This is a genomic window from Actinocatenispora rupis (assembly GCF_016861975.1).
Lineage (GTDB): Bacteria > Actinomycetota > Actinomycetes > Mycobacteriales > Micromonosporaceae > Actinocatenispora > Actinocatenispora rupis.
In genome coordinates, this window is the sequence record NZ_BOMB01000051.1 from 18,711 (window position 1) to 44,915 (window position 26,205).

Annotated in this window: 25 protein-coding genes; 14 read left to right on the forward strand and 11 right to left on the reverse strand. The window is 72.9% G+C overall.

The window, feature by feature from the left end:
* Positions 1 to 295: 295 nt before the first annotated feature.
* Together Aru02nite_RS34365 and Aru02nite_RS37395 are read left to right on the forward strand one after the other, a co-directional pair.
* Positions 296 to 1,222: an ATP-grasp domain-containing protein gene (locus tag Aru02nite_RS34365; RefSeq protein ID WP_203664582.1), complete on the forward strand. Its 927-nt coding sequence runs from the start codon at positions 296 to 298 to the stop codon at positions 1,220 to 1,222.
* 69 nt (positions 1,223 to 1,291) lie between these two features.
* Complete coding sequence (locus tag Aru02nite_RS37395) at positions 1,292 to 2,440, forward strand: diiron oxygenase (protein ID WP_275408786.1); 1,149 nt, start codon at positions 1,292 to 1,294, stop codon at positions 2,438 to 2,440.
* Positions 2,441 to 2,459: 19 nt separating this feature from the next.
* Here the strand turns inward: Aru02nite_RS37395 and Aru02nite_RS34375 are convergent, their stop codons facing one another.
* Positions 2,460 to 3,500 (reverse strand): radical SAM protein, encoded by a 1,041-nt coding sequence (locus tag Aru02nite_RS34375; protein WP_203664586.1) that lies wholly within the window; start codon positions 3,498 to 3,500, stop codon positions 2,460 to 2,462.
* A 302-nt stretch (positions 3,501 to 3,802) separates the two neighbouring features.
* Here Aru02nite_RS34375 and Aru02nite_RS34380 point away from each other — a divergent pair, with 302 nt between their 5' ends.
* Complete coding sequence (locus tag Aru02nite_RS34380) at positions 3,803 to 4,603, forward strand: hypothetical protein (RefSeq protein WP_203664588.1); 801 nt, start codon at positions 3,803 to 3,805, stop codon at positions 4,601 to 4,603.
* Between the two features lie 23 nt (positions 4,604 to 4,626).
* On the opposite strand, the gene Aru02nite_RS34385 is transcribed toward Aru02nite_RS34380, so the two are convergent.
* From Aru02nite_RS34385 to Aru02nite_RS34395, 3 genes are all read right to left on the reverse strand, one after another.
* Positions 4,627 to 5,694 (reverse strand): phosphotransferase family protein, encoded by a 1,068-nt coding sequence (locus Aru02nite_RS34385; RefSeq protein ID WP_203664590.1) that lies wholly within the window; start codon positions 5,692 to 5,694, stop codon positions 4,627 to 4,629.
* Positions 5,691 to 7,340: a glycosyltransferase gene (locus Aru02nite_RS34390; protein WP_203664592.1), complete on the reverse strand. Its 1,650-nt coding sequence runs from the start codon at positions 7,338 to 7,340 to the stop codon at positions 5,691 to 5,693. Before Aru02nite_RS34390 ends, Aru02nite_RS34385 begins: the two co-directional genes overlap by 4 nt.
* Before the next feature lie 464 nt (positions 7,341 to 7,804).
* The gene (locus Aru02nite_RS34395; protein ID WP_203664594.1) at positions 7,805 to 8,374 is read right to left on the reverse strand and encodes a dienelactone hydrolase family protein; all 570 of its coding nucleotides are present in this window, start codon (positions 8,372 to 8,374) and stop codon (positions 7,805 to 7,807) included.
* Positions 8,375 to 8,441: 67 nt separating this feature from the next.
* On the opposite strand from Aru02nite_RS34395, the gene Aru02nite_RS34400 reads away from it, so the two are divergent.
* The 5 genes from Aru02nite_RS34400 (at position 8,442) to Aru02nite_RS34420 (ending at position 12,028) form a co-directional block, all read left to right on the forward strand.
* Entirely contained in the window at positions 8,442 to 9,005 is a 564-nt protein-coding gene (locus Aru02nite_RS34400) for an ArsR/SmtB family transcription factor (protein WP_239077139.1), read from the forward strand.
* A 359-nt stretch (positions 9,006 to 9,364) separates the two neighbouring features.
* Entirely contained in the window at positions 9,365 to 9,832 is a 468-nt protein-coding gene (locus Aru02nite_RS34405; protein WP_203664596.1) for an SRPBCC family protein, read from the forward strand.
* Positions 9,829 to 10,617: a metalloregulator ArsR/SmtB family transcription factor gene (locus Aru02nite_RS34410; protein ID WP_203664597.1), complete on the forward strand. Its 789-nt coding sequence runs from the start codon at positions 9,829 to 9,831 to the stop codon at positions 10,615 to 10,617. Before Aru02nite_RS34405 ends, Aru02nite_RS34410 begins: the two co-directional genes overlap by 4 nt.
* A 447-nt stretch (positions 10,618 to 11,064) precedes the next feature.
* Positions 11,065 to 11,484 carry a hypothetical protein gene (locus Aru02nite_RS34415; protein ID WP_203664598.1) on the forward strand — a complete coding sequence of 140 codons (420 nt, stop codon included), beginning with the start codon at positions 11,065 to 11,067 and terminating at the stop codon, positions 11,482 to 11,484.
* A 292-nt stretch (positions 11,485 to 11,776) separates the two neighbouring features.
* A complete protein-coding gene (locus Aru02nite_RS34420; protein ID WP_203664599.1) occupies positions 11,777 to 12,028 on the forward strand; it encodes a hypothetical protein in 252 nt (83 codons plus the stop codon).
* A 101-nt stretch (positions 12,029 to 12,129) separates the two neighbouring features.
* Here the strand turns inward: Aru02nite_RS34420 and Aru02nite_RS34425 are convergent, their stop codons facing one another.
* Positions 12,130 to 13,575, reverse strand: coding sequence for an MFS transporter (locus tag Aru02nite_RS34425; protein ID WP_203664600.1), 1,446 nt, complete (start codon positions 13,573 to 13,575; stop codon positions 12,130 to 12,132).
* Positions 13,576 to 13,731: 156 nt separating this feature from the next.
* Here Aru02nite_RS34425 and Aru02nite_RS34430 point away from each other — a divergent pair, with 156 nt between their 5' ends.
* Positions 13,732 to 14,295, forward strand: coding sequence for a TetR/AcrR family transcriptional regulator (locus Aru02nite_RS34430; protein ID WP_203664602.1), 564 nt, complete (start codon positions 13,732 to 13,734; stop codon positions 14,293 to 14,295).
* Between the two features lie 160 nt (positions 14,296 to 14,455).
* Entirely contained in the window at positions 14,456 to 15,688 is a 1,233-nt protein-coding gene (locus tag Aru02nite_RS34435; RefSeq protein ID WP_203664604.1) for an acyltransferase family protein, read from the forward strand.
* 146 nt (positions 15,689 to 15,834) lie between these two features.
* On the opposite strand, the gene Aru02nite_RS34440 is transcribed toward Aru02nite_RS34435, so the two are convergent.
* On the reverse strand, positions 15,835 to 16,206 hold the full coding sequence (locus tag Aru02nite_RS34440; protein ID WP_203664605.1) for a winged helix-turn-helix transcriptional regulator: 372 nt from the start codon (positions 16,204 to 16,206) through the stop codon (positions 15,835 to 15,837).
* 56 nt (positions 16,207 to 16,262) lie between these two features.
* Between Aru02nite_RS34440 and Aru02nite_RS34445 the strand changes: the two genes are divergently transcribed.
* The 3 genes from Aru02nite_RS34445 to Aru02nite_RS34455 all read left to right on the forward strand — a co-directional run bounded on the left by Aru02nite_RS34445 (position 16,263) and on the right by Aru02nite_RS34455 (position 18,949).
* Positions 16,263 to 16,943 carry an SDR family oxidoreductase gene (locus Aru02nite_RS34445; protein ID WP_203664606.1) on the forward strand — a complete coding sequence of 227 codons (681 nt, stop codon included), beginning with the start codon at positions 16,263 to 16,265 and terminating at the stop codon, positions 16,941 to 16,943.
* 410 nt (positions 16,944 to 17,353) lie between these two features.
* Positions 17,354 to 17,989, forward strand: a complete 636-nt coding sequence (locus tag Aru02nite_RS34450) for a maleylpyruvate isomerase N-terminal domain-containing protein (protein WP_203664607.1) — start codon at positions 17,354 to 17,356, stop codon at positions 17,987 to 17,989.
* 372 nt (positions 17,990 to 18,361) lie between these two features.
* On the forward strand, positions 18,362 to 18,949 hold the full coding sequence (locus tag Aru02nite_RS34455) for an AAA family ATPase (protein WP_203664608.1): 588 nt from the start codon (positions 18,362 to 18,364) through the stop codon (positions 18,947 to 18,949).
* Between the two features lie 85 nt (positions 18,950 to 19,034).
* Here Aru02nite_RS34455 and Aru02nite_RS34460 read toward each other — a convergent pair whose 3' ends face one another.
* Together Aru02nite_RS34460 and Aru02nite_RS34465 are read right to left on the reverse strand one after the other, a co-directional pair.
* Positions 19,035 to 19,463, reverse strand: coding sequence for a MerR family transcriptional regulator (locus tag Aru02nite_RS34460; RefSeq protein WP_203664609.1), 429 nt, complete (start codon positions 19,461 to 19,463; stop codon positions 19,035 to 19,037).
* Positions 19,460 to 19,810: a hypothetical protein gene (locus Aru02nite_RS34465; protein WP_203664610.1), complete on the reverse strand. Its 351-nt coding sequence runs from the start codon at positions 19,808 to 19,810 to the stop codon at positions 19,460 to 19,462. Before Aru02nite_RS34465 ends, Aru02nite_RS34460 begins: the two co-directional genes overlap by 4 nt.
* A gap of 174 nt (positions 19,811 to 19,984) precedes the next feature.
* On the opposite strand from Aru02nite_RS34465, the gene Aru02nite_RS34470 reads away from it, so the two are divergent.
* Positions 19,985 to 23,119 carry an ATP-binding protein gene (locus Aru02nite_RS34470; protein WP_203664612.1) on the forward strand — a complete coding sequence of 1,045 codons (3,135 nt, stop codon included), beginning with the start codon at positions 19,985 to 19,987 and terminating at the stop codon, positions 23,117 to 23,119.
* A 41-nt stretch (positions 23,120 to 23,160) separates the two neighbouring features.
* Here the strand turns inward: Aru02nite_RS34470 and Aru02nite_RS34475 are convergent, their stop codons facing one another.
* The 3 genes from Aru02nite_RS34475 to Aru02nite_RS34485 all read right to left on the reverse strand — a co-directional run bounded on the left by Aru02nite_RS34475 (position 23,161) and on the right by Aru02nite_RS34485 (position 26,194).
* Complete coding sequence (locus Aru02nite_RS34475; RefSeq protein WP_203664614.1) at positions 23,161 to 23,979, reverse strand: ABC transporter permease; 819 nt, start codon at positions 23,977 to 23,979, stop codon at positions 23,161 to 23,163.
* Positions 23,976 to 24,977: an ATP-binding cassette domain-containing protein gene (locus tag Aru02nite_RS34480; protein WP_203664616.1), complete on the reverse strand. Its 1,002-nt coding sequence runs from the start codon at positions 24,975 to 24,977 to the stop codon at positions 23,976 to 23,978. The genes Aru02nite_RS34475 and Aru02nite_RS34480 overlap by 4 nt, the downstream gene beginning before the upstream one ends.
* Before the next feature lie 254 nt (positions 24,978 to 25,231).
* The gene (locus tag Aru02nite_RS34485) at positions 25,232 to 26,194 is read right to left on the reverse strand and encodes a DMT family transporter (RefSeq protein WP_203664618.1); all 963 of its coding nucleotides are present in this window, start codon (positions 26,192 to 26,194) and stop codon (positions 25,232 to 25,234) included.
* Positions 26,195 to 26,205 lie beyond the last annotated feature (11 nt).

A 26,205-nucleotide genomic window follows, 5' to 3' on the forward strand; every position in this document is an offset into this window, starting at 1 on the left:
GACGCGGACGGACCGGACCCGAACCGGCCGGACCCGGTGGTCGCGATGCGCCTCGACCTGACCAGGATCCGGGACTGGACCGAGGCGGTCATGTCGTGGGACGACATGGAACCGAGGGTGCGCCGGATGCTGACCGTACCCGGGGCGGGTTCGGTTGCCGCGCAACGGATCGCCGCGGTCGCCCGGCGCGCCGGTGACGGCGGGTCACGTCGGCGGCGGCACGCTTCCCAACGACTGCCCGCTGTTCTAGTGTGGCGACGTCGAGTGGCGTGCACGTCGTCTCGGAGGTGTCCGGATGAAGATCGGTCTCCTGGTGTGGGACTACTCGGGTGACGACACCGACGGCCCCGGCCTGCTGGAGTTCGGGCGGCGGCGCGGCCACGACATGTCGGCGTTCGCGCTGGAGGACGTGCGATACCGGCGGACGGCCGGCGCCGCGACGGTACTGCTGGGCGGCGTCGACGCCAACCGGTACGACGCGGTCATCTCGCGCGCGAACCTGCTCGGCGCCGGCTGGAAGGAGGCGCTGCCGCGGACCGCCGGCGCCTGGCGTTCGCGGGCGGAGCGGCTGAGCATGGTGAGCGCCGCGCTCGGGCCGAGGATGTTCGATCCGGCCGAGGTCTGGTTCCGCGGGTGCAGCAAGTTCCTGATGGCGCAGAGCCTTGCCGCGGGCGGGTTCCCGGTGCCGCCGTTCCGGTCGGCGTCCACAGTGGACGACGTGTCCGCGGCGCTGACCGAGTGGGGCGACGTCGTCGTCAAGCCCTCGTACGGTCTGCAGGGCATCGACGTCGAGCGCGTCACCGACCTGCCCGCGCAGCGCGACCTGGTACACGACCTGCTGGTCCGGTACGGAACGCTGATCTGCCAACCGTTCCACCCCACGCAGTACGGCGAGTACCGGATCACGGTCGCCGGCGAGACGACGCCGATCAACATGCTGAAACTCCCGCCCGCCGACACGTGGCGCTGCAAGACCACCCAGGGCGCCAGCTTCGAACGGTTCGACGCGCCGGACGACCTGATCGACCTGGCGGTCCGCGCCGCGCGGCACATGGGCGCCACGTACGCCGGCCTCGACATTCTGCCGACCTCCGACGGATACACGATCCTGGAGGTCAACCCGGTGCCCGGGTTCCTGGGCATGTTCGGCGAGCCCAGCCGCTCGGAGGGATACGCCGGCATCTTCGACTGGATCGACACCCAGCTCGCCACCTTGAACTGACCGACGGACGCGGCCCGGCCCACGCCGTACGAGCGGTGCCCCGGCGCCAGGCAGGGCGGCCGGCGTCGGATGTGTGGCCGGGATGCTGGCCTGGATCGGCGCTGGGGCAAGGCAACCAGGCCGCGGATCGTCCGCACTCGACCGGGCGCCGGCGTGACCAATTTCTCCTTTTCGTTAGGTATCGGACGGTTTATTGTCGGTGGCATCCCGACGCCGCACGGGGAGGGGCGCACACCATGCCGCACGACGAGGAACGCATCGACCGTACGACCCTGCGTCGGCTCGCGGCGGCGTGGCCGACGCGCGCGGTCGTACGAGGAGATCTGGCGGTCCTCGACCACGACGCGGAGTTCGACGCGACCGTCCCGGACTACCCGTTGTCCGTCGTGCCGTTCGCCGACCACCCGGGCTTCGCCGCCGCGACCCCCCGCCCAACGCGACCAGGTACTGACCGGGCTGTGGCTCGGGTACAACGAGCGGGTGATCGCCGCCGAGCAACTGCTCGTCGAGCCGGCGTTCGACCTGATCGCCCGCGGTGTCTTCCCCGGCAGCGACGACCCGCTGGTACGGCAGGCCATCCAGCAGTCGCTGGTCGACGAGTCGTTCCACACGTACATGCACATGATGGCGATCTCGCGGACGCGCGAGCTGCGCGGCGTCACCACCCGCCCGGCGATGCCCACGATGGTCACCCGCCGCCGACTCGACCGCCTGCTGGCCGAGCTGCCCGAGGCGTGGCAGCGCGACCTCGCCGTACTCGTCTGGGGCGCGGTGTCGGAGACGGCGATCAGTACGCTGCTGGCGCTGATCGCCCGGGACCGCACCATCCAACCGATGCACTCGCTGATCGCCACGCTGCACCTGCGGGACGAGTCCGCGCACGGCGCCATCGTCGTCGAAGTCGTGAAGCTGTTGTACCGCAGGATGAACCCGGCGCAGCAGCGGATGCTTGCGAAACTGTTGCCGCTGGCCCTGCACGCCTTCACCGAGCAGGACATGTCCGCGCTCCGGGTGGAACTCGCGCACGCGAACGTCCGCGGCGCCGAGCGGATCCTCGACGACCTGCGGGCATCGACGCCGTCCGGCCGGCCCAAGCTCGTCCGCGACTACTCGGGCACCCGGCGCATCGTCCGCGAGCTGGGCCTGACCGACCAGATCGACTTCACGTTCCCGGAACCGCCCGCGGAACTCACCGGCCGCGCCGACGAGTTCGCGTGACGGCCGTGCGCGGGAGCCGTCAGTCCGTTGCGGCGCCGGCGTTTCCGCGCCGCGCGATGCGCGCCCGGTCCGCCGCCGAACCGTACCGCCGGTCCAGCTGGCGGGTCGCCCGAGCCCACTCGGACAGGCTGGTGACCGAGCCCGTCTGCGCCAGTACGAACGGGTCCTGGCGCCACGCCAGCGCACGCTGCCACAGCTCGGCGATCGGCTCCTCCAGTACGTTGCCGACCTTGGCTTCGTAGATGGCGAACGCCCGCAGCGCGCCGTCCGGCTCGATCTGCGCGATGGTCGCCGTCTCACCGCTCATCTCCGACGACGGCAGGAAGCACCGTACGTCCTCGACCGTCACCTCGACCTCGTTGCGCGCCCGCCGTTGCAGGCCCGGCCCCGACGCGAGCAGCCGGTCCAGTTCCCGGTCGTCGAGCAGCTCGTCGCGGACGAACCGCTCCTCCTGCGCGAGCCCGACCGGCATCGCCGCGCCGATCCGGATGTAGTCGAGCGAACCGAAGCGCGACGACACACGCTCCACGAAGTCGCCGAGGTCGCGCTGACCGGTACGCGTCATCGTGTAGTCCATCCCGAGCTCGAAGCAGGGGCCGTCGGCGCGCCCGCGTTCCCGCTTGACCCGGTCGAGCTGGTCGAGCGCCCGCATCGCCCGCGCGAACGAACCACGACGACCGCGTACCGCGTCGTGCGTCGCCGCGTCCGGGCCGTCGACACTGACCGTCACGGCGGTCACCGAGTCCGCCAGCTTCCCGGCCAGCGTCTCGTTCATCAACCAGCCGCTGACGAAGACCGTCACCGGGATGCCGTGCGAGGTCAGGATCCGCGCCGCCTCGTCCCACCAGCGCACCAGCAACGGTTCGCCGCCCGCGAAGGAGATCCGCTCCGGGTGGCAGCCGACGATCGTGTCGACCACCCGGAGCATGTCCGCGCGGTCGAGCGTGCGGGCCGGTCGCCGGCCCGACTCGGAGTAGCAGTGGACGCAGCGCAGCGGGCACGCGTACGTCAGGTCCCAGATGATCCGGGAGATCGGGGTCGTGGCGGCGTCGGACTGCATTGTTCTCCTCTCGGGCCGGCAGACGTCAGCCGGCCGTACGGTCGAAGAAGGTGCCGAGTCGATGCGCGTGCTGATCTCGTGCCGACAACGCAATGCGGTCGATCCCTGAGCCCCACCAATGTACGAGTCGCCCCGCCCGCGCTCAAGCGGCCGTGGTCGCCGCGACCACCATGCGGCACAACAGCTCCGGCGAGGCGAGTACGCCGGGGCGCCGGCGCGCGCGCGTCGCCGCACGATGCCGGGGCGGGTACCCGGAATCGTTGTGGGGCAACGGGTTGCGGGGGCCTGCGAGGATCGTCGTCATGCGGATGCTGCGGCGGGTGCGGTGGTTTCTGTTCGTCGTCGGGATGTGCGTCGGCGCGGTGCTCACGGTGCTCTGCCTGGTGGAGCGGCTGCGCGGAGGGGACACCCTCGGTCTCGGCCGGGCGCTGGGGATCCTGCTGGGCGTGCTGGTGCTGCTGTCGTGGCCGACGACCCGCGCACCGGTCCAACCGCCGCCCCGCGGTGCGGTCGTCGCGCTGGGCCGGCTCGTGATCGGCCTGGGGTGGCTGGCGCGTTCGGTACTGTGCGGCTTCCTGGCGTACCGCGTCGCCGGGCGGGTCGATCCGGCGACGTTCCAGCCGGTACTGGCGGTGGGAGCCGCGGCGTTCTGGGCGCTGGACCTGACGTACCGGGCGGGTCTGGTGCTGGCGGGCTTCCCCCGTGGCCGGCGCGGATCGCGGCCGGCGGCGGTGCTGCGGTCACTGGCGACGCTCGCTGCCGACGTCCTCGTCACCGGCTTCGCCAACCCGCTGACCACGGTCGCGGCGGTGGTCTCGCTGTGGATCCCGGAGCGCGCGTACCACGTGGTCCTGGGGTGGACCGGCACCGCCTGGGTGGCGCTGCCGGCGGCGATCCTGGTCGGCGGCCTGTGGTGGCTGCTGCTGGCGGTGGTCGGGTTCGCGCTGCGCTGGGTGCTCAACCGGCTGCTCGGCGAGGGGAACGCGGTCGGTGACTGGCTCGACGAGAGCCTGCCGTTCCGGATCCGGTACGACAGGGGATCGGCGGACCCCGTGCCGCTGCCGGATCCGCCGACGCCACCGGGACCGGTCGGCTACCACTGAGAGCGGCACGGCCGGGTCGCGGATCAGGACGGGAACAGTTCGGCCACGACCGGGTGGGCGAGGTCGAGGTACCGGCCGGCCCAGTCCGTGAAGGTCCACGTCTCCGGCCAGTACCGGAGGTGGTGGCGTTGCAGGAACGACCAGACCAGGGCGCGGTCGGCGAGCAGGTACGCGGGGAACCGTGCCAGCGCGCCGGGACGTGCCGGCCGGGCGGCGACGTACGAGCCGAGGTAGACCCGGGCGAGCGCGGGATCGGCGTCGAGGTAGCTGCACAGCATCCGGGGCAGGTCGGCCTCGGCGTCGCCGAAGTACGCGTCGGTGAGGTCGAACAGCCCGCTGACCGACCAGCGCCCCGCAGTACCGGTGATGTGCACGTTTCCCGGCTTGAAGTCCTCCAGTACGACGGTGGGGGTGAACGGGGCGTCGAGCGCCGGCCCGGCGGCGTCGAGGATCCGGCCGGCCCAGGCGAGATCGCCCGGCGTGGTCGCGGGGCCGAACCGGGTGGCGCCGTGCAGCGTGCCGAGGCAGCGCCGGATCACCCGCTCCCGCCACGTGATCGCCGGCCCGGCGCCTGGTTGCCGGGACGGCCAGTCGAGTTCCCCGGCGAGCGTGAACGGCAGGACGTCGTCGGCCTCGGGGCGCCAGCGGCCGGGCCGCGGACCGGTGACCGTGTGGGCGCGGGCGAGCACCCGGCCGAGCTCGCCGGCGACCTCGCGCTGTCCGCTGTCGTTCAGCCCGCCGCGTACGTCCGAGTCCGGCAGCGGCTCGCCGGGCAGGCGCGGCAGGATCGCGTAGCTCCAGCCGAAGACGTCGGTGCCCGGATCGATCCGGTACGGCACCGGCGCGGGCAGCGCGGCGCGCCGCGCGAGCAGGTCGGCGAAGTACCGCTCGGTCGGCAGTTGCCACGGGTACGCCGGGTTGCCGCGGAGCAGGTGGTCGCCGGTGTCGGTGGAGAGCACCAGGTTCTGGCCGGAGTGGCCGCCGCTGGCCGGGGTGGCCGACCGCAGCGCACCGAGCCCGAACCGGTCGAGTGCCCGGCGCAGCTGGTCCTCGGTCAACCTGCCCAGTCGTGGTCCGGCGTCGATCGTCATGGGTTCCTCACGTCGGCGGGTCGGCCCCGGGTGGTCAGTCCGTACCAGGACCGGCGGACGAATCCGAGCAGTACCAGGCTGTAGAACAGGACCCAGAACATCGACCCGTAGTCCACTGTGGACAGTGTCGGGCGGCGGGCGAGATGGTACGCCAGCGAGCAGAGCAGCAGCGCCAGCGCCGCGAGGTGCGGCGCCACCCGACCCAGGTACAGCCCCGGTTGCCGGTTCTTGCGGGTGATCCGGTACGCGGGCTTGCGGTGCGGCCCGCCGACCAGCGCCCGCACCACGGCCAGCGCGTACGTGAAGGTCATGCCGACCCAGATCTGCTTGGCGCGGGTCATCTCCCGCCACGGCGTGCCGTTGCCGAGTACGAACGTGAACGCGGTGACCAGCGTCGTGTAGCAGACCGACACGACGGCGTGCCGGACCGGATCGACCCGCAGCGCGTGCGTGCCGGTGAGCAGGCACAGTGCCGGCACCATGATGAGCGCGAGCGTGGGCACCGCGGACAGGTAGAACAGGCCCATCTCGGCGAAGTGCAGTCGCTGCCGCAGCCGCAGTCCGGGCACCCGCCACGGCGGTCGCCAGAGGAAGATGCGCATGGTGTCCAGCGCCCACGTGCCGAGCTGCTGGGACATGTTGGGCAGGTCCTCGGGCGCGCTCTGCGCGAGCGCACCCAGCACCGGCAGGTAGCGACCGCGGTAGCCGCGTTGCAGTGCAAGGTAACCGGAGTAGAGGTCCTCGACGATGTTCCAGCTGGGGAAGCCGCCGATGTCGAGCAGGGCGGACATCCGCCACACCAGCCCGCTGCCGCACGGGAACGCCGCACCGGCCGCGTCCCGGGACAGCATGATGCCGCGGTAGAAGAACGTCCGCCGGTTGCCGAACGGATCGCCGCGGCTGACCGTCGCGTCCTTGATCGTCTGGACGTACGCCACGTCGGGCTCCGCGCGCAGCAGCCCCACCGTGTGCCGCAGGAACCCCGGGTTCCCCACCAGGTCGTCGGCGTCGCGCGTCTCCACGAACTCGACCCCCGGGTACCGGTCGCGCACCAGCGCCAGCATCGCGTTCAGGTTGCCGTCCTTGGCGCGCCCCCGGCGGCGCGGATCGGTCTGGTCCGGCGGCCGCACGTAGCTCAGCGCCACCTCCCGGTACTCCCGGCCCAGCTCGCCGACCATCGCGGCGATCGCCGGCCGGTGCCCGTCGTCGCCCACCACGACGACCAGCGACTCGTGCGGCCACCGCTGCTCCAGCACGCTGCGGAGCGTACGTTCGACCATCGCCGGTGGTTCGTTGGCCGTCGGTATCAGGACCGCCACCAGCGGGGCCGGGCCCGTCGGCGGTGGGGGAGCGGCCGGCCGGAGCGGCGAGCGCGACCAGTTGTTGACCAGCGACACGAGCAGCAGCACCACCAGGTACCCGTTCGCCGCCACGAACGGCACCGACAGCCACCAGGCCGCCAGGTTCAGCCCGGCCACCAGCCAGCCGACGTACCCGATCGAGGCGACAACCAGCACGGCACCGAGCAACCGCCGCACCGGGGCACCCGACAGCGCCAGTGCCCACGACGCCCGCGTACCCCCGGCTCCGTCGACCAGCTCCAGCTCCGCGGACGCGTCCTTCTCGTCAACCTCAACCGTGGCCATCGCGCACCAAACTAGCCAACGGCCACAAAGTACCGATCGCGCCCCGAGTCCCGCGTCACGCGCCCAACGGCGAGGCGCCGACGGAGTTTCACATCCGTACGGGCGCGCCCGTGCGCGGTCGATGCGTCCGTCCTCCGGCGACGTCGGCGGCAGGGTTCGAGTCGCCGAGAAGGCGGCGACCCCGGTCATCGCGCGGGCACAGGCCGAGGTGATGCCGGACCTTGGTCCCGGCCGGCTCCGTCGACGCGATCGTCCCCCGCGACGCCACGGGCAGACGCGGTCGGCGTCCACGACGCGGCACCACCCGGTTCGGCGGCCCGGTGGATCGGCTACCCGGATTCCCTTGCCTCCGAACGGATCCGGCGCATCGGGTACGACCGCGGCGAATACTCGGTTCGCCGGGGTCGCCGCTCGCGCGGACGCCGACGCCATCGCACGGCTGACCCGAACCGCGGTCGCGCCGGTCAGACCGAGGCGAGGAAGGCACGTACCCGCTTCAGCAGCAGCGCTGCCGCCTCCGGGTCGTACGCGTCGAGCGAGGAGTCGGCGAAGAGGTGCTGGCCGCCGGGGTACACGAACAGCTCGGCGTCCTTGGTGGACTCGACGAGTTCGCGCGCGGCCGGCAGGTCCTCGGCGAAGTACTCGTCGTCCACCTTGCCGTGGATCTGCACCGGCACCCCGTCCGGCCAGGACTTCCCGTACTCGGAGACCGGGATGCAGGCGTCCATCAGGAGCGCGCCGCGGGCGCCGGGCCGGGTCTGCGCGAGTCGTTGGGCGGTCCGCACGCCGAAGGAGAAGCCCGCGTAGACGAGCCCGGGTCCGAGCTGGTCGGCCACGGCCGCGCCCCGCTCCCGGATCGCGTCGACCCCGGCGCCGCGCGCGTATCCGAAGCCCTCCTCGATGCTGCCGAACGTGCGGCCGTCGAACAGGTCGGGCGTGTGCACCGTGTGCCCGGCCCGCCGAAGCTCGTCGGCGAACGCCCGTACTCCGTCGGTCAGGCCCTGGATGTGGTGGTACAGCAGCACGTCGGCCATGTCGGCGGTGCCCCCCGTTTATTGATCGAATAATGTGGAACGTTCGATGATGCTAATCTGTTCTACCGTGACCGACAACCCCCCGGGCTACGAGCTGGCCGACCGGATGGCGCTGACCAGGCCGGCCCAGGTGAAGGCCATCGGGCACCCGCTCCGGACGACGATCCTGCAGCTCCTCCACGAGCGGGCCGCGACCGTCACCGAGCTCGCGGCCGCGGTCGACCGGCCCAAGAGCACCGTCGCGCACCACGTCGACGTACTCGCCCGCAACGGCCTGCTCCAGGTCGTCGGGACGCGCAAGGTACGCGCGATCGAGGAGCGCTTCTACGGGCGCACCGCGCGCATGTTCTACGTGGCGGCCGAGTCGTCGTCCGCCGGCGAGGAGATGCCGCGCGACTTCAACGACTTCGAGGTGGCCGCCCGCGAGTCCGCGCCGGCGTACGAGCAGGGGAAGCTGTGGGGGTTCCTCCGCCACGCGCGCGTCTCGGAGGACCAGGTCTCCCGGTTCTGGGAACGGATGGCCGAGCTGGTCGACGAGTTCGACCGGATGCCGCGGTCCGGCGACACCATGTACGGCTTCGCGATCGGTGTCTATCCCACCGACCACCCCGTCCTGCCGACCGCGGAGTGACCCGCGTCGGACCACGGCGGCCCCGCTTCGTCGCCGGATCTGGCTGGTGCCGGGCCCTCGTCGGGTAGCGCCGTCGGCACGGTGGCCGTTCCGGCGGCCACCACACCTCCGTCGGTCCGGATGCCGTCGCGGGTGTCGGTTGGCCGGCCGTACCGAAGAAGGCGCTGTGCCGGTCGAGCACGTCGGTCGGCGGTGACGGCGCGGTCGGCCACAGGTCGTTCCAGCCCCGCCGGCGCGGCGCCGATCTCCGTGACATGGCTCCACGCGGCCGAATCCGCCGCCGCGCGGTCGGTTGTCGCTGCCGCCGATTCCACCTGTGCCGCTTGACGTATTCGTCTAGGGGAATGTATTGTTCGGGCATGGCTGAGATCATCGAACGAGTCGTCGCCGCAACGCCCGCACGCGTCTGGGAGCTCTGGACCACCGCCGAGGGCATCTCCCGCTGGTGGGCACCCGAAGGGTTCCGCACCGACGTCACCCGGCTGGACCTGCGGCCCGGCGGCGAGCTGGTGTACACCATGACCGCCGTGGCCCCGGAACAGGTCGCGTTCATGGAGCAGCACGGCATGCCGCTCGCGACCGAGTCCCGCAAGTACTTCACCGAGCTCGCCCGGCCGGAGCGGCTCGGCTACCGGTCGGTGATCGACTTCGTACCGGACCACGAGCCGTACGAGCAGCTCACCGAGGTCGAGCTGACGCCGGTCAAGGGCGGCACCCGGATCGTGATGCGGGTCGAGCCGCTGCACGACGAGGTCTGGACCGGGCGCCTGCTGGCCGGCCGTGCGAACGAGCTGGACAACCTCGCCGCCCTCGTCGACGCCGAGTGACCGACGAGGTCCGCCGCGACGACGTGCAGCGCGCCCTCGCGGCGATCGGCGAGCCGACCCGGTTCCGCATCCTCGAACTGCTGGCTGCCCGGCCGTACACCGTGGGCGAGGTCGCCGAGGCCATCGGCGCGCTGCAGCCGCAGACCACCAAACACCTCCAGGTACTCGCGGCCGCCGGTGTCGTCCGGGTGCACAAGCTCGGCCGCCGCCGGGTCGCCCGACTCGACCGGACCGCGCTCGCGCGGCTGGGCACGTACTTCGCCCGTCTCGCCGAGAGCGACCCCGACGACGCGGTACTGGACGCGTACGAGAACGCGATCGGTGCGGAGGTGGCCGGTGCCGGCCGCCGCGTCCTGCGGTTCAGCCGTACGGTGCCGGCGTCGGCCGAGGCGGTCTGGGCGGCGTGGACCGACCCGGCGCGGGCCGTACGGTGGTGGGCGCCCCGGCACTTCACCGTCGGCGCGTTCGAGATCGCGCCGACGGCACTGGCCCCGATCCGGGTCGTACTGCGGGAAGGCGACGCGGCCGAGTACGAGTCCCGCGGGCGGGTCGAGGAGGCCGAGCCTGGTCGCCGGCTGGTGTTCACGCTGGCGCCGGTCGACCCGGCCGGTACGCCGCTGTTCTCGGCCAGGCACACGCTCACCATCCACGGCGGGCGGCAGACGACCGTCGACCTGGTCATCGAGGTGTCGGACGTACGCCCCGAGACCGCCCCCGCCGTCGCCGGACTCGAACCGGGCTGGGTCCAGCTGCTCGACGCGCTGGACGCGTTCCTGCGCTCCTGACGTACGACACGTGCCGCGCCGGCGTCGACCGTTCCGTCCACACTGGAGTGTCTACTGTGGACGGAACGGCGGTCGGCCGATCGGATGGTCGTGGTCGCGTCCCGGGCCGGACTGGCGGACGTCCGGCTGTCGGTCAGGGCGCCGGACCGCTAGACGGAGGTGCTGTGGTTTCGACTGCGGCGTCGGGTCGCCATGACTGCGTGTGGCAAACCACGGGCGACCGTTCGCTGCCTTTCGGGCTGTTCGTGACCTGTCATTACGATGACCGCGAACCACCTCGGCGGCAGGTGTCGCCGCCCCACGCGAGGAGTGCGGATGCAGCCGAACCCACCACGGCCCGGGCCCGCCCAGCACGACCAACCGCCGATGGCGGGCGGGCCTGCGCGACGTGGCGGGCCGAGCCGGTCGCAGGCGCCGCGCAGGCCGAGGGCGCACGCCGCCGCGGCCGTGGCCGCGAGCATCCTGGCGCTGCTCACCGTCGCCATGTACGCCCTGTTCGCGCTGTGGAACGTCGTCTACGCGACCACCGGCTCGGTCAGCCTGCTGCTGGAGAACGTACTCGGCGGCGCGGTCGGCGCCGGTGCGCTGTTGGTCGCGGCGGGCTTCACGTTCGCCCGCAGGATCGCCGGCGCGTGGACGCTGTGCGGGCTGTGCGTCCTGTACGTCGTGACAGGCGTCTTCCTGGCGCCGGTACTGCGGGGCACGCCCCTCACCGACCAGTTCGGCTGGATCTTCGGCTTCCACAAGGTGAACGGCGTGGCCATCGGGCTGGCCGTCATCTTCGGCGTACTGACGGCGGTCACGGCGGCGATCGCCGGCATCGTCCGGTCGTACGGGCCGACCGCCGCGACGCCACGCCGTCCGTGATGCCCCGGCGGTACGGCGATGGCCACCACTCCCGGTCGCGTGCCCTGACGTTCCGGCAGCTCGGGGCTGGTCTGCGCAACGACATGACCCCGGATGGGCTGCCTTGCCTGCCGTGGCGGCGGCCAGTTCGGGACCACCGCACTCGACGCCTGGGAACGCGGACCGTACCGCGGAACTGGTCTCGATCGGGATGCCTTGATTCGCAACGGATTCGCTGCCGGCCGGGCCCGCTCGGCGCGCCGGCTCGGCCGCGGTCGTCGCGGAGTACGGCCTGGAGCACCCTGACCGGTAGGTGAACGGTGTGCTGGTCACGATGCCGTTCGTGGCGCAACGCGACGGCTGGCCGGCGTCGACGGGCAGCCGCAGCGTGCCCTGGCCGAGCCGGGCGCGGAATCCCTTCCGGCTGCTCCACCGCGGCGACACGATGGTCGTACTTGATCCGGCGACGCTGCCGGATCGCTTGCTGTGGGCCGGTTTCGACTCCTGGTCGGTCGATCACCGGCCCCGCCGGAAGATCTCCGCCCGCCCGCTCTCGAACCACTGACCCCCACGCACCGCCCGGCCGTACGGGCGGCCGGCCGACCCCGCCGGGTACGCGTAGCCGAACGGATGTGGCGCACCCGCGGTCGAGAGCGAGCGGCGGCGTCAACGGGTGGACACCTCGTTCGGGGTGGTGACGGCGTCGGGATCGGCGGAACGGTGCGGCACGGCCGATTCCACGGCGGACTTCGACCGCGACAGCCACAGTCCGGTGAACGCGGCGGCGGCCACGGTGACGGTTCCGGCGGCGAGGAAGGCGGTGTCGAGGCCGGTCTCGAAGCTGGCGCCGCCGGCCTGCCGGGTACGGACGATGGCGCCGAGTACCGCCACGCCGAGTACTGCGCCGATCTGGCGGGTGGTACTGCTGATGCCCGAGGCGAGGCCGCCTTCCTGCGGGCGTACCGCGTGGATGGCGGCGCCGGTGAGCGGGGACAGGGTCAGGGCGAAGCCGGTGCCGACGACGGTCAGCCGCCACCACACGTTGCCGTATCCGGTGTCGGCGTGCACCGTGCCGAGGGCCAGCAGCCCCAGTCCGGCGACGGCGAGACCGACGGTGACCACGATCCGGAAGCCGTACCGGGCGGCGAGCCGTCCCGCGTACGGGCTGACGACGACCATGGCCAACGAGACGGGCAGGGTCTGAAGGGCGGCGCGGAGGATGGAGCTGCCCTGGACGTACACGAAGAACTGGGAGAAGAAGAACGACGAACCCATGAGCGCGAAGCCCACGACGACCATGGCGGTGTTGGACACGGTGAACAGCCGCTGCCGGAACAGCCGCAGCGGCAGCATCGGAGCGGCGCGCCGCGCCTCGACGGCGAGGAACGCGGCGAGGAGGACCACCGCTGCGGCGAAGCTGCCCAGGATCGTCGGCGCGGTCCAGCCGCGGGCGCCGCCCTCGATCAGCCCGTACGTCAGCGCCCCGACCGCGAGTACGGACAGCACGGTTCCCGGTACGTCGATCGCGGGGGAGTCGGGGTTGCGGGACTCGCGCAGGTGGCGCAGCCCGACGGCCAGCAGGACCACGCCGACGGGCAGGTTCACGAGGAAGATGGCGGGCCAGCCGAAGGCGTCCGCCAGTACGCCGCCGGCAACGGGTCCGGCGGCCAGCCCGATCCCGCTGAGGCCGGCCCACAGCCCGATCGCCCGCACCCGCTCCTGCGGCACCGGGTAGGCGGCCGCGAGCAGGGCCAGCGAGGCGGGGCTCAGCGCCGCGGCCCCGATGCCCTGGAGTACGCGGCCGGCGACCAGCCAGCCGAGCGTGGGCGCGAGGCTGCACAGTACCGAGGCGGCGGTGAAGACCGCGACGCCCGCCAGGTACAGCCGCTTGCGGCCGAACCGGTCGGCGAACACGCCGCCGGACAGCAGCAGCATGGCGACGAGCAGCACGTACGCGTCGACGATCCACTGCAGGCCGGTCAGTTGGGTGTGCAGCCGGTGCTGCATGTCGGGCAGTGCCGCGCCGACGATCGTGTTGTCGAGCAGCACCATGAACTGTCCCAGGCAGGTCACCGTGAGCAGCACGGCCCGGTTCGGTCGTACGCCTGCCACGGCACGCGATGCAGAAATGGGGATTCCTCTCGATCGGTGGTTGCGCCTCGCCTCGGCCGACGAGCCGTGGGCGCACTAACGCAGTCGATGACTGCGTTAGGCAACAGTAGGAGGTGTCGCCCGCAAACGCAAGTCGTTCCTGCGTTAAGGTGTGGCATGGGCGAGCGAGAGCGGGCAAAGCGACCCGGCGGGCGAGGTGCCCGGGTCGCCGCGGCGGTGCACCAGGCCGTCACGGACCTCATCCGCGAGCGCGGGTACGGCACGTTCTCCGTCGGCGACGTCGCGGCCCGGGCGGGCGTGGCCGACAGCAGCATCTACCGCCGGTGGGGCAGCCTGGAGAAGCTGCTCACCGACGTGGCGCTCGCCAGTCTCAACGCGCGGTCGCCGATGCCCGACACCGGGAGCCTGGCCGGCGACCTGCACACGTACGCGGACCAGGTGGCACGCGAGATCACCGGGCCCGACGGTCCCGCGATGCTGCACCTGGCCGTCGCCCTGTCGCGCAGCCAGCAGGGTGCGCAGGCACACGACGACCTCCTCGCCGAACGCACCCGGCAACTGGAGTCCATGCTCGATCGCGCCCGCGCACGCGGCGAGGACGCACCGGACGCGTACGGGGTGCTCGACCATCTGCTGGCCCCGATGTACATCCGCGTCATGCTGGGCCGGGGCACGCTGACGAAGGAGTACGTCGACGGGCTGGTCGAGCGGTTGCTGTGAGCTCGACGCGGTGCGCGCGAACGCTCCGCCGGGAGCCGTGACCGGGCCGATTCCCTTGCGCGGAGCCGTACTCGGGCGGGTCGGCTTGCGGGGTTTTGCCGGAAACCGGTAGCCTCGCGGGCTCCGACGCCCGCAGCCGCCGACGCCTGGAGCCACCGACATGCCGATCCCGGGCGCCCCCGAGTCCGACACCCCGGCCACCTCCCCGGTACGGGCGCCGCGCCGGCCGCTCGGTCACGTACCGGCGCTCGACGGTGTGCGCGCGATCGCGATCGGCTCGGTGGTGCTGTTCCACACGCCGGGCTGGGGTTCGTTCCCGCGGATCCTGCCCGGCGGGCACATGGGCGTGACCGTCTTCTTCGTCCTGTCCGGCTTCCTGATCACCACGCTGCTGCTCGCCGAACACCACCGGTACGGCCGGATCGACCTGCGGGCGTTCTGGCTGCGGCGGGCCGCCCGGCTGCTCCCGGGCCTGCTGCTGGTGGCGGTGGTGCACACCGCGTTCTGGTCGACCCAGGACGGGCTGGTGAAGACGCTGCTGCCGGTACTCGCGGCGCTGGCGTACGCGGGGAGCATCTTCGCGGGCTTCTGGCGCCTGATGGGCAAGATCACGTGGAGCTGGTCGCTGTCGGTGGAGGAACACTTCTACCTGCTCTGGCCACCGGTACTGATCCGGTTGCTGCGCCGCGGCCGCCGCCGCCCGATGCTCGCGCTCGCCCTCGCCGCCGCGGCCATCGTCGCGGTCGCCACCGGGCTCCGGGTGTGGTTCGTCGACTCGGTCCGCTGGCACGACATGCTCTACTACTCGACCGTCACCCGGATGGACGCGCTCGCGGTCGGCTGCCTCGCCGCGTTGTTCGCCTGGCGGTACGCGCTGCCCGCGCCGCGGCTGCTCGGCTGGCTGGCCGCGGCCACCCTGGCGTACTGCTTCGTCAGCCCGGAACTGTCCATCGGGCACGCCAGCCTGAACCTGTGGGGCCTTCCCCTCGGTACGGTCGCCACCGCGGTGCTCGTCATCGCCGTCACCCAGCGCCGCGACGCGCTGCTGGCGCGGACGCTGTCGGTCCGGCCGCTGGTACACGTCGGTGTCGTCTCGTACGGGCTGTACCTGTGGAACCTGCTGCCCGGCCGCGCGCTGATGCAACTGCTCGGCCACCACCCCGGCCACGTCCTCACCGTACTGTCCTGGCTCGCCATCCTCGCCTGCGTGGAACTGTCGTACCGGCTGGTCGAGCGGCCGGTGCTGGACTGGGCCCGGGCCCGGCTGCGCGGCGAACGTCGCCCGCTGTGGCCGCGCCGCGAGCCCGACATCGTACGGGTGTCCGCCACGGAGCGCGCCAACCGGTGCATCGGCCGTACCGCGGCCTGGCGGGTACCGGCAGTCATCCGGTAGCGGCCCGACACCCCACCCGCAGGCACGCACCCACGTTGCCAACCGATTCCCGCCGGCCGCCAACCTTGTCGGATCGGCGCGCTGCCACCACGTTCCTGCCTCCCTCGGAAGGGTCCACTGTGGACGGTGTACCGGGGGAGGGATCGTCAGGTGGCGGGCTCCGGGTCGCCGGACCGTTCGCGCGCGGCGAGGATGTCCGGGACGTGCGCCTCGGCCCACTGCCGTACGGCGCGCAGCGGGACGAGCAGGGAGCGGCCGAGGTCGGTCAGCGCGTACTCGACGTGCGGGGGATTGCCGCCGAGGTCGGTACGGACGAGCAGGCCGTCGGCCTCCATGGCGCGCAGTGTCTCGGTGAGGGCCTTGGGGGTGATCCCGCGGATGTGCGCCTTCAGCTCGGTGAACCGCATCGGTCCGTGCTCCAGCGCGTTGACGGCGAACACCGTCCACCGCGCCCCGATGCGGTGCAGGACGACGCGACTCGGGCACGTCGCCGCCATCACGTTGTACGCCTTGCCCATGCGGGTCCTCCCGGTAGCGTTGAAGATACCGGTATCGAATGTATACCGTCGCAGCCATGAGCGAGAACCTGACAGGTACACGGATCCTGGTCGTCGGCGGGGGACGCGGCATCGGGGCCGAGCTGGCCCGGCGTACCGGAGCGGAAGGGGCCGAGGTCGTCGTCGCCACCCGGTCCGGCCCCGGGCCACGGATCGACGTCACCGACGAGACCACCATCGCGCGGGCCGCGGAGTCGCTCGGGGCTTTCGACCACGTGATCTCCACCGCGTCGGCGCACCACGACGTACCGGTGGCCGAACTGGAACACGACCGGATCCGGGCCGCGTTCGCCGCGAAGGTCGTCGGTCCGCTGCTGCTGGCCAAGCACTTCGCGCCACTGATGCCCGCCGGCGGATCCTTCCTGTACTTCTCCGGCATCGTGGGCTGGCGGCCCAAGCCCGGCACGGTCGTCAAGGGTACGGCGAACGCCGCGCTGGCCGCGCTCGTCACCCACCTGGCCGTCGAGCTCGCGCCGCTGCGCGTCAACGCCATCGCCCCCGGCATCACCGACTCCGGCGCCTGGGACGCGCTTCCGGACGAGCGTCGCCGCGCCCTGTACGACGGTGCCACCGCGGCCTCGCTCGCCGGCCGGATCGGCACGCTCGACGACGTCACCGACGCCGCCCTGTGGCTGCTGGGAGCGGGGTGGGTGACCGGAGAGACGGTCCATGTCGACGGCGGCGGCCGGCACCGCTGACACCGGCGCGAGCGCGGTGGCGACCACCACCGCGACGCGTTCGCCGCCCTTCTGCGCGCCATCGGCGGCCCCCCGGGTACGGCCGTGGACGCGCTCGTACCTGTCTGCTGCCCTTCCTCCAGCGGTACGGCGTGACGGTGCTCCGGCCGTCCGGCCCGGCCACCGGTACCGCAATGACGGTCGGCGTCGTCGCGGGTCTGATGTGCACGGCCGATGGCTCGACCGCGTACTGCCGCGCCTCGACGACGCGCCGACGGCCGCCCGCTCCCGCCGGGCCTCGGACGACCCACGACACTGTCACCAGCGCCGGAACGCGTACCGGCCCGCGGCGGACGACATCGTCCGCCAGCGGCACGGGCACGCCGTCGGCGGGCAACGAAGCGACAGCGACCAGCTCAGGTGGAGGCACCATGGAGGCATCTGACGGGGCTTTCCTCGGCGCGGCGCGGACGGCGCTCGCACTGCTCGGACACGACCGGGTGCGTACCCGGTGGGACGCGCCGAGCGTACTTCCGCGGATGACCGTGGGGATGCTCGCCTGCCATCTCGGCCGCCAACTGGAACGCGCGCACGAGATCCTGCCGACCGCCGGTACGGGCGCGCCGATCGGTACGGCGGCCGAACACTACGAACGCGCCGCGTGGGTGACCGCGGTGTCGCTGGACGACCCGAGCATGGACCGGACGACCGACGAACGGCAGGCCGCCGCCGGCGTCGACGCGATGCTCGCCCGGTGCGCCGCCGCGTACCGGTCCGTCGACGGGCTGCTGACCGCGGGCGGGGCCGCCGCGGTGGTCACGATTCCCTGGCAGGGCTGGAGCCTGCGCCGCGCCGACTTCCTGCTCACCCGGCTGGTGGAGATCGTGGTGCACAGCGACGACCTCGCTCGCTCGATCGACATCGACACGCCGGAGTTCGCGTCCGACGCGATCCGGCCGGTACTCCACCTGCTGGTCGACCTGGCCGCCGCACGTCACGGGCAGTCCGCGCTGATCAGTGCGCTGACCCGCCGCGAACGTCAACCCGACACCGTCAGCGCGTTCTGACGAAGCCGACTCCGTCGGCGTCGCGCCTCCCGACGTACGGCCGGACGCGGCACGATCGCGCCGGGAGCCGCCGTCGCGTGCACCGACCACCGGGCCCAGCCCCCGGCCGGACGACCCTTCGCCGCCGGCGGGGGAGTACGCCCGCGGCGGACACGTCGGTACCTGGGAACGACCGGGCCCGTTCGTCGCCGAGGCCGGTGCGGCCCGCCGCGCTTGCCTGGCCGCGCAGCCCCGGACCGAGGCGGTGGGTTTCCCCGTGCGTCACCCGGTCGGCCTGGCGACGCACGCCTCCGCTCCCGACGAGGCGCGGGTTGCGGGCCACGGCGCGGAAAGCCGGTCGCCGCACGGCAAACGCCCTGCCACACTCACCCGATGGAACCTGCCGGGTCGCCGCCCTGCCTGATCGTCACCGGGATGCCGGGAGCCGGGAAGTCGACCGTCACCAGGCTCGTCGCCGAACGGCTGCCGCGTGCCGCCCGGCTCGACGGCGACGTACTCAACCGCATGATCGTCAGCGGGTTCGTCTGGGCGCTGGGCGAGCCCGCCGACGAGGCGGCCCGCCAGGTGGATCTGTTGCACCGCAACCTGTGCGCGCTGGCGAACAACTTCGCCGATGCCGGCTTCACGCCGCTGATCGACGCGATGATCGCCTCCCGCGGCCGGCTCGACCGCTTCCTCGACCTTCTGGCACCCCGACGGATACTGCTCGTCGTACTCGCGCCGGGCATCGGGGTCTGCCGGTACCGGAACAGCATCAGGGATCCGCGCGACCGGTTCGACTTCGACGGTTACGAAGCCCTGGAGCGGGACATGGCGCGCGAGTTCGGTGATGTCGGTTGGTGGTTCGACACCGCGGGGCTCGGCCCGGACGAGACCGCCGACCGGATCGTCCGCGACGCCCACCACCGGGCACTGGTGCACCGGCCCCGCCCGCCGGCCGCCGCTTCTCCACTGCCGTAGCCCTTCTCGCTGGCCGTACCACCGGCTGTGTCCGAAGTGGACGGTGGCACGTCCACCGCCGCGGCTGGCGTTGTCGGGGCGGCGATCACGTCTGGACTTCGCGGGCCGGTTCGGCGAAGGGCAGCGGGCAGCGCGGGCTCCGCGCGCAGGCGGCGAGGTCGTCGCAGCCGGCCGCGACCGCCTCGCGCAGGGTGTCCCGGATGGCCGTCAGGTCGGCGATCCGCTGCTCCACGTCGGCCAGCTTGGTCTCGGCGTGGCGGCGCAGGCCACCGGCGGTACCGCGGTTCGAGGCGCTCAGCGCGAGCAGGGCGGCGACCTCGTCCAGGGTGAACCCGAGCCGCTGCGCGGTCTTGATGGTCCGCAGCAGGCGCACCGTCCCGGGCGGGTACAGCCGGTGCCCGCCGAGCGTACGGTCCGGTTCGGCGACGAGGCCGCGGCGCTCGTAGTACCGGAGGGTCTGCGGGTTGACGCCGGCCGCGGCCGCGACCTGGCCGGAGCGAAGTCCCCCGGTCATGCCCGCATCACCGCCGTGGCGCGGGACGCGAGGGCGTCCAGCACCGGGACGTACCCGTCGGGTACCTGGATGGTCAGGGCCAGGTCGCCGCCCGTCGCCGTGACCGTGAAGGTGAAGAAGGAGCAGCAGGAACTCTCCCGCGTCGCGAGGTCCGCGGCCCGCGCCGCCACCTGCGCGTCCGCGTCGAGCGCGATGCGTACCGTGTGCTCGTCCACCCGGTCGACGGTCCGCGCGCACGCGCCGAGGAACCCGTCGAACTCCGCCAGCCGCAGCGGCACCTGCACCGTCGGCAGCGTGCACGAGTCCGGTACCCAGGACGCCGTGCCGCCGTTCGTCGTCTGCCCCACCCTCCGACCGTAGACCCGTACCCGGGTACCGGATGCAAGCCGGCGACCGCCGCAACGCGACACGGTACCGGTGCGATTCGGCCCTGTTGCGCCAAACGGGGGCGGAGCCGGGCGAGTCGCACCGGATCCGCGTGGCGCCCGGTCGCGTCGTGGGTGCCTCCTAGACTGGCGGGCGTGGCGTTCGCACTGACCCTTCTCGACGGCGTTCGGTGGCGCGGGGAGCCGGTGGTGGGCGAGCGTCCGCAGGCCCTGCTCGCCGCGCTGGCGGCGGCGCACTGCCGTGCCGTGCCGACCGACCGGCTGATCGAGGACGTGTGGGGCGACGACGCGCCCGCCAACGCCAACAAGGCCCTCCAGGTACTCGTGTCCCGGGTGCGGGCCGCGTACGGCGCCGACGCGATCGTCCGGGAGGACGCCGGCTACCGGCTCGGCGTACCGGCCGGCGAGGTCGACGCGCTCCGGCTCGCCGACCTGGCCCAGCGCGTACGGCGGGCGGTCGAGGCCGGGGACGCGCTCCCCGCGCGGGAGCTGGCCGCCGAGATCACCGCGCTGACCCGGGCGCTGGTGTCGCCCGCGGACGCCGACGGTGGCGCCCTCAACGTGGTACGCCGGACGGCCGCGGTGCACTCGGCGGAGCTGGCCGGGCCGCTGGGTCGGGCGCTGAGCGCCACCGGCGACCACGAGGCCGCGCTGACCTGGTTGGCGGAGGCCGCCGCCCGCGCGCCGTCCGACGAGGCCGTACTCGCCAGCCTGTTGCGCAGCGAGGCCGCCGTCCGGGGCACCGCCGCGGCCCTCGACCGGTACGAGCGCCACCGGACGCGGCTGCGCGAGCAGCTCGGCGTCGACCCGGGCGCCGCCCTGCAACGGGTGCACCGCGACCTGCTGGCGCTCGACCGCCCCGTACGGGAGGGCCTGCGCTACGACGCGACGCCGCTGCTCGGTCGCGCCGAGGACGTGCGCCGGCTGCGCGCGCTGACGCGTACCGCGCGGGTGGTGTCGATCGTGGGTGCGGGCGGGCTGGGCAAGACCCGGCTGGCGCACGTCATCGGGCGCGACGCCGAGCAGCCGGTGGTCCACGTCGTCGAGCTGGTCGGCTGTACGGATCCGGCGGACCTGGTGGCCGAGGTCGCGTCCGCGCTCGGCGTACGTGACCCGGTCGGTGCCCGGCGCCCCCGCTCGGCGCGCTCGGACGTCCGGGCGCGGATCGCGCAGCATCTCGCGTCCGGCCCGAGCCTGCTGATCCTCGACAACTGCGAGCACCTGGTCGACCCGGTCGCCGACCTGGTCGCGTTCCTCGTGGCCACCGTCGACGACCTCCGTGTCCTCACCACCACGCGGGCACCGCTGGCGATCGCGCCGGAACGCGCCTACCAGCTCGGCGAGCTGGACCGCACGGACGCCGTCGAACTGTTCCGCCAGCGCGCGGTCGCGGCGCGGGCCAGCGTGGCGCTCGATGCGGCCGTGGTGGACGACATCGTCACCCGCCTCGACGGGCTGCCCCTGGCGATCGAACTGGCCGCGGCGAAGGTACGGGTGATGTCCGTCGAGGACATCCGGCGGCGGCTGGCCGACCGGTTCGCGCTGCTGCGCGGCGGCGTACGCAACGCGCCCGACCGGCACCAGACGCTGCTTGCGGTCATCGACTGGTCGTGGAACCTGCTCGACGAGCCGGAACGCCGGGCCCTGCGCTGGCTGTCGGTGTTCGGCGACGGCGTCACCCTCGACACCGCCGAGTCGGTACTCGGCGATGGCGCGCTCGACGCCGTCCAGGCGCTGGTGGACCAGTCGCTGCTGGTGGTCACCGAGACCACCGCCGGCGTCCGGTACCGGATGCTGGAGACCGTGCGGGAGTACGGCCGGGTGCGCCTGGCGGAGGCCGGCGAGGACGCCGCGGCGCACGACGCGCGCCGTACCTGGGCCACCCGGTACGCGATCGCCGCGTACGACGACGTGTTCGGCCCGCGCCAGTTCGCGGCGATGGACGCGCTCGCCGCGGAGAACGTCAACCTCACCGACGCCCTCCGGCACGCCCTGGCCACCACCGACCCGGCGGCCGCCGTCCAGCTACTCGCGGGACTCGGCGCGTACTGGTCGGTCCGCGGCGACCACGCCCGGGTCGTCGCGCTGATCGACGCCGTGTCCGTGGCCGTGACCGGGTGGCGGCCACCGCCCGAGCTGGCCGACGCCACCCGGGCGGCCCTGACCGTCCTGCTGTACAACGCGATGATCTCGGTCGACGCGCGGACCACACCGATCCGCGACCTGCTCGTGGAGCTCGGGCCCGACGGCGCCGCCGAGCCGAGGATCCGGGCGATGATGACGATCCTGCTCGCCTGCAGTACCACCGATCCGGCGAGGACCACCGCCCGGCTCGCCGACCTGGCCGACAGCCCCGACCGGCTCGTCGCCGCGGGCGCGCTCCAGTGGATCTGCCACGCGCTGGAGAACGACGGTGATCCGGAGGGGTCGATCGATGCCGCCGAGCGCGCGCTGGCCCTGACCCGGGACGAGGACGGCCCCTGGTCGAGCGCGATCCTGCACGCCCAACTGTCCGGGCTGCACCTCCAGCTCGGGCGACACGACGAGGCCGTCGCGCACGCCCGGGCGTCGCTGCCCGTACTCGAACGTCTCGGCGCCGGGGACGACCTGCTCCAGCTCCGGTCGAGCGTGGCGATCTGCGCGCTGGCCGCCGGGCAGCTCGACGCCGCGGCCGACGAACTGGACCGCGCCCGCGCCGTCAGCGAGTCGGACGGCGTACTCGGCGGCGCCGGCTCGCTGCGGATGTGCGCGGCCGAGCTGGACTTCGCCCGCGGAGCCCGTGCGGCGGGGCTGGCGGGATACCGGGAGGCGGTCGAACGGATGCGCGCCATCCGGGTACCGGCCGGCCGGGCGCTGGGCATGAGCCCGTGGATCGTCCACGCCGAGGCGAGCGCGCTGGCCGCGTACGCGGTGCACGGGGACGCCGGTGAGGGCGACGACCTGTACGCCGACTGTCTGCGCCGCGCCCCCGAGGCGCTGAGCGGCCAGCCGCTCACGGACTTCCCGGTTGCCGGGACGCTGCTGTTCGGCCTCGGCGCCTGGGGGTTGTTGCGCGACGCGCTGCCCGCACCAGACGCCGTACGCCTGCTGGCGCTCGCCGAACGCTTCCGGTACATCCGGGCGATCCCGACGATGTCCTGGCGGAACGTGGAGCCCTGCGCGGAGCGGCGGGCACCCGGGCTGATCGACGCGCTGCGCGCCGAGTACGGCGACCGCCGCGGGCCGGAGCTGCTCGGCGAGGCGCGTGACCTCGTCGAGCGGCTCGGCTGAACGGCGCCGCCGCAGCGGCGACAACTCCGGCGGCCCGCCGCCTACAGGTGGCGCTTGTAGGACCAGACCGACAGCGGCGCGAACACCACGATCACCGCGACGCCGGCGATCAGCGTCCAGCCCACCTCGGCGGTCAGCTCGGCGTGGTTGGCGAGGTCGCGCGCCGCCGACACCAGGTGCGACACCGGGTTGACCTTGACGAACCCGGCCAGCCAGCCCGGCAGCGTGTCCACCGGTACGAACGCGTTGGACAGGAACGTCAGCGGGAACAGGATCATCATCGACAGTCCCTGCACGCTCTGCGCGCTGCGGGCGACCGTACCGAGCCAGGTGAAGACCCAGGCCAGCGACCAGCCGACGAAGATCGACAGCAGGATGGCGCCGAGCACGCCGACCACGCCCCCGCCCGGCCGGTACCCGACGGCGATGCCCATCAGGAACGTCAGCGTCGAGGCGATCGTGTACCGCAGCAGGTCGGCCACCATCGGCCCGGCCAGCGGCGCGATCCGTGCCATGGACAGCGACTTGAACCGGTCGAACACGCCCTTGTCCATGTCCTCACGCAGCTGTACGCCGGTGGCCATGGAGGTCGTCAGTACGGTCTGGGCGAGGATGCCGGGGATCATCAGCGGCAGGTAGCTCTCGACGTCACCGGAGATCGCGCCGCCGAAGATGTACGCGAACATGACGGTGAACAGGATCGGCTGCACCGTCACGTCGATGAACTGTTCCGGGTTGCGGCGCATCTTCTTCGTGGCCCGCCAGGCCATCGCGAGGGTCTGGGCGATCGTCTCGCCCAGCGTGTTGCGGGGCCTGGTCCGCGCCACGGCCTCCATCGGGTCGAGCGTGGTCGTGGTCATCGGGCTGCCTCTCGCTGCGCGTCGGGGGTACTGGTGTGCTCGTCGGACGCCGGCTCCGGTTCACCGGTGTCGTGGCCGGTCAGGGCGATGAAGACCTCGTCGAGGGTGGGCTTGTCGACGCTCACCGACGCGATGCCGATGCCCGCCTGCCGCAACCCGATGAGCACGTCGGCCGCGCGGTCGGCGCTGTCCAGGGCGACCGTGATCCGGCCCGGCTGCGGCGTCGCCACGGGCGTGCCGTCCAGCAGCTTGCGTACGACGTCGACGGCGAGTTCGCCGTCGGCGCCGTCGGTGAGCCGCAGCTGGAGCGTCGAGTCGCCGACGGACGCCTTCAGCTCGTCGGGCGTACCCTCGGCGACCTTGCGGCCGTGGTCGATGACCGCGATCCGGTCGGCGAGCTGGTCCGCCTCGTCCAGGTACTGCGTGGTCAGCAGTACCGTGCAGCCGTCGGTGACCAGTCCGCGGACGGTGTCCCACATCTGCGCCCGGGTACGCGGGTCGAGGCCGGTGGTCGGCTCGTCCAGGAAGATCAGCGGGGGACGGGTGATGAGGCTGGCGGCCAGATCCAGCCGCCGCCGCATCCCGCCGGAGAACTGCGACACCCGCTTGCGCGCCGCGTCCTCCAGCCCGAACTGGGCCAGCAGCCGCTGCGCCGTCGCCTTCGACTCCCGCGAGCCGATGCCCTGGAGCCGGCCGAACAGCCACAGGTTCTCCGTGGCCGTCAGCCCCTCGTCGACCGACGCGTACTGGCCGGTCACGCCGAGAAGCTGGCGTACCCGGTGGGGTTCGTGCCGGACGTCCACGCCGAAGATCCGGGCCTCGCCGGCCTCCGTCGGCAGCAGCGTGGCGAGCATCCGCAGCATCGTGGTCTTGCCGGCACCGTTCGGCCCGAGTACGCCGAAGATCTCGCCGGGGCGGACCTCCAGGTCGATCCCGTCGACCGCCCGGACGTCGCCGAATGTCTTGACCAGGCCGCTCGCTGTGACAGCGGTCGTCATCGTGTCGCTCCTTCGTCACCGGTACGGGGCACGCCCGTCCTCGACTCCCAGCCTGCGTCAGCCCGGTTTCACGCCACCCTCACACCGGTAACACCGACCGCTCCGGTACCGGAGGGCGCCGTCACCCGCGTCCGCTTCGTCCCCCGTCGGTACGGTCCGTCCCGCCTGGCATGAGCCGGCGCACCGTGTCGTACGCCCGAGGCGCCACGGACAAGGACGTGGTCCACTCCCCGCGTGGGCACCGACCGCGACGGTCAGCGACGCCGTCCCGCGCCGGTACGGCTCCGGAGCCGGACGTTCCGCCGCTCCGCGCTCCGCCGTCCGAGTACGTCCGCCGCCATGGCGTACGCGGCGCCGAGGACGAGGACGCAGCCGAGCAGTTGCAGTACCGTCGGCGTTTCGGCGAGCGCCAGGGCCGACAGGGCGAGCGCGCCGACCGGGGTGAGCATCAGCAGCGACGCGCCCACCGCGCTGGGCAGGCGCGGCCCCGCCACGACGACCAGCAACCAGCCCAGCACCTGGCCGCACAGCGCGGTGAGCGCCAACCAGCCCAGCGGTACCCAGCCGGGGGTGAGCGTCACGCCCTGCCACGCGGCACCGACGGCCCACGACACCAGCGCCGCCGACGCCACCACGTCCCGGTACGACTGCGCGACCTGGCCACCGGCGCCGCCACGCCGCAACAGGAACAGGAATCCCGAGTAGCAGAGCGCCGCGCCGAGCGCGTGCAGGGTGCCCCAGGCCGGCCGGGCGCCAGGCGTACCGGTCTCCAGTACGCCACCGGTGAGCACGATGCCGACGACCATGACCGGCAGTACCGGCCAGAAGCTCCGCGGCACCCGCTCGCGGTCGACCACCCGGGCCACCAGCGGCACGATCACGACCTGCGCGTTGACCAGTACGGTCGACAGCCCGGCGCCCACCTCCTGGATGGCCTGCGTCCACAGCAGCGCGTCGCCCGCGAACAGCACGCCCGCCGCGACCGCGCGGGCGTGACCGCGCCGGCTCAGCGGGCCGCGACGGCGGCGTTCCGCCCGCCACAACGGAACCAGCAACGGGAGCGCCAGCAGGCAGCGGAAGACCGAGGCCGTGCCCGGTGTCGTACCGGACAGCTCGATGAACACCGCCGACGACGACACACCGAGCGCGCCGACCGCCATGGCCCACCGCGGCGACAGCCGCCCGACCGTTCCGAACGCCGCAACCCAGCCGCGCACACGATTCAGCA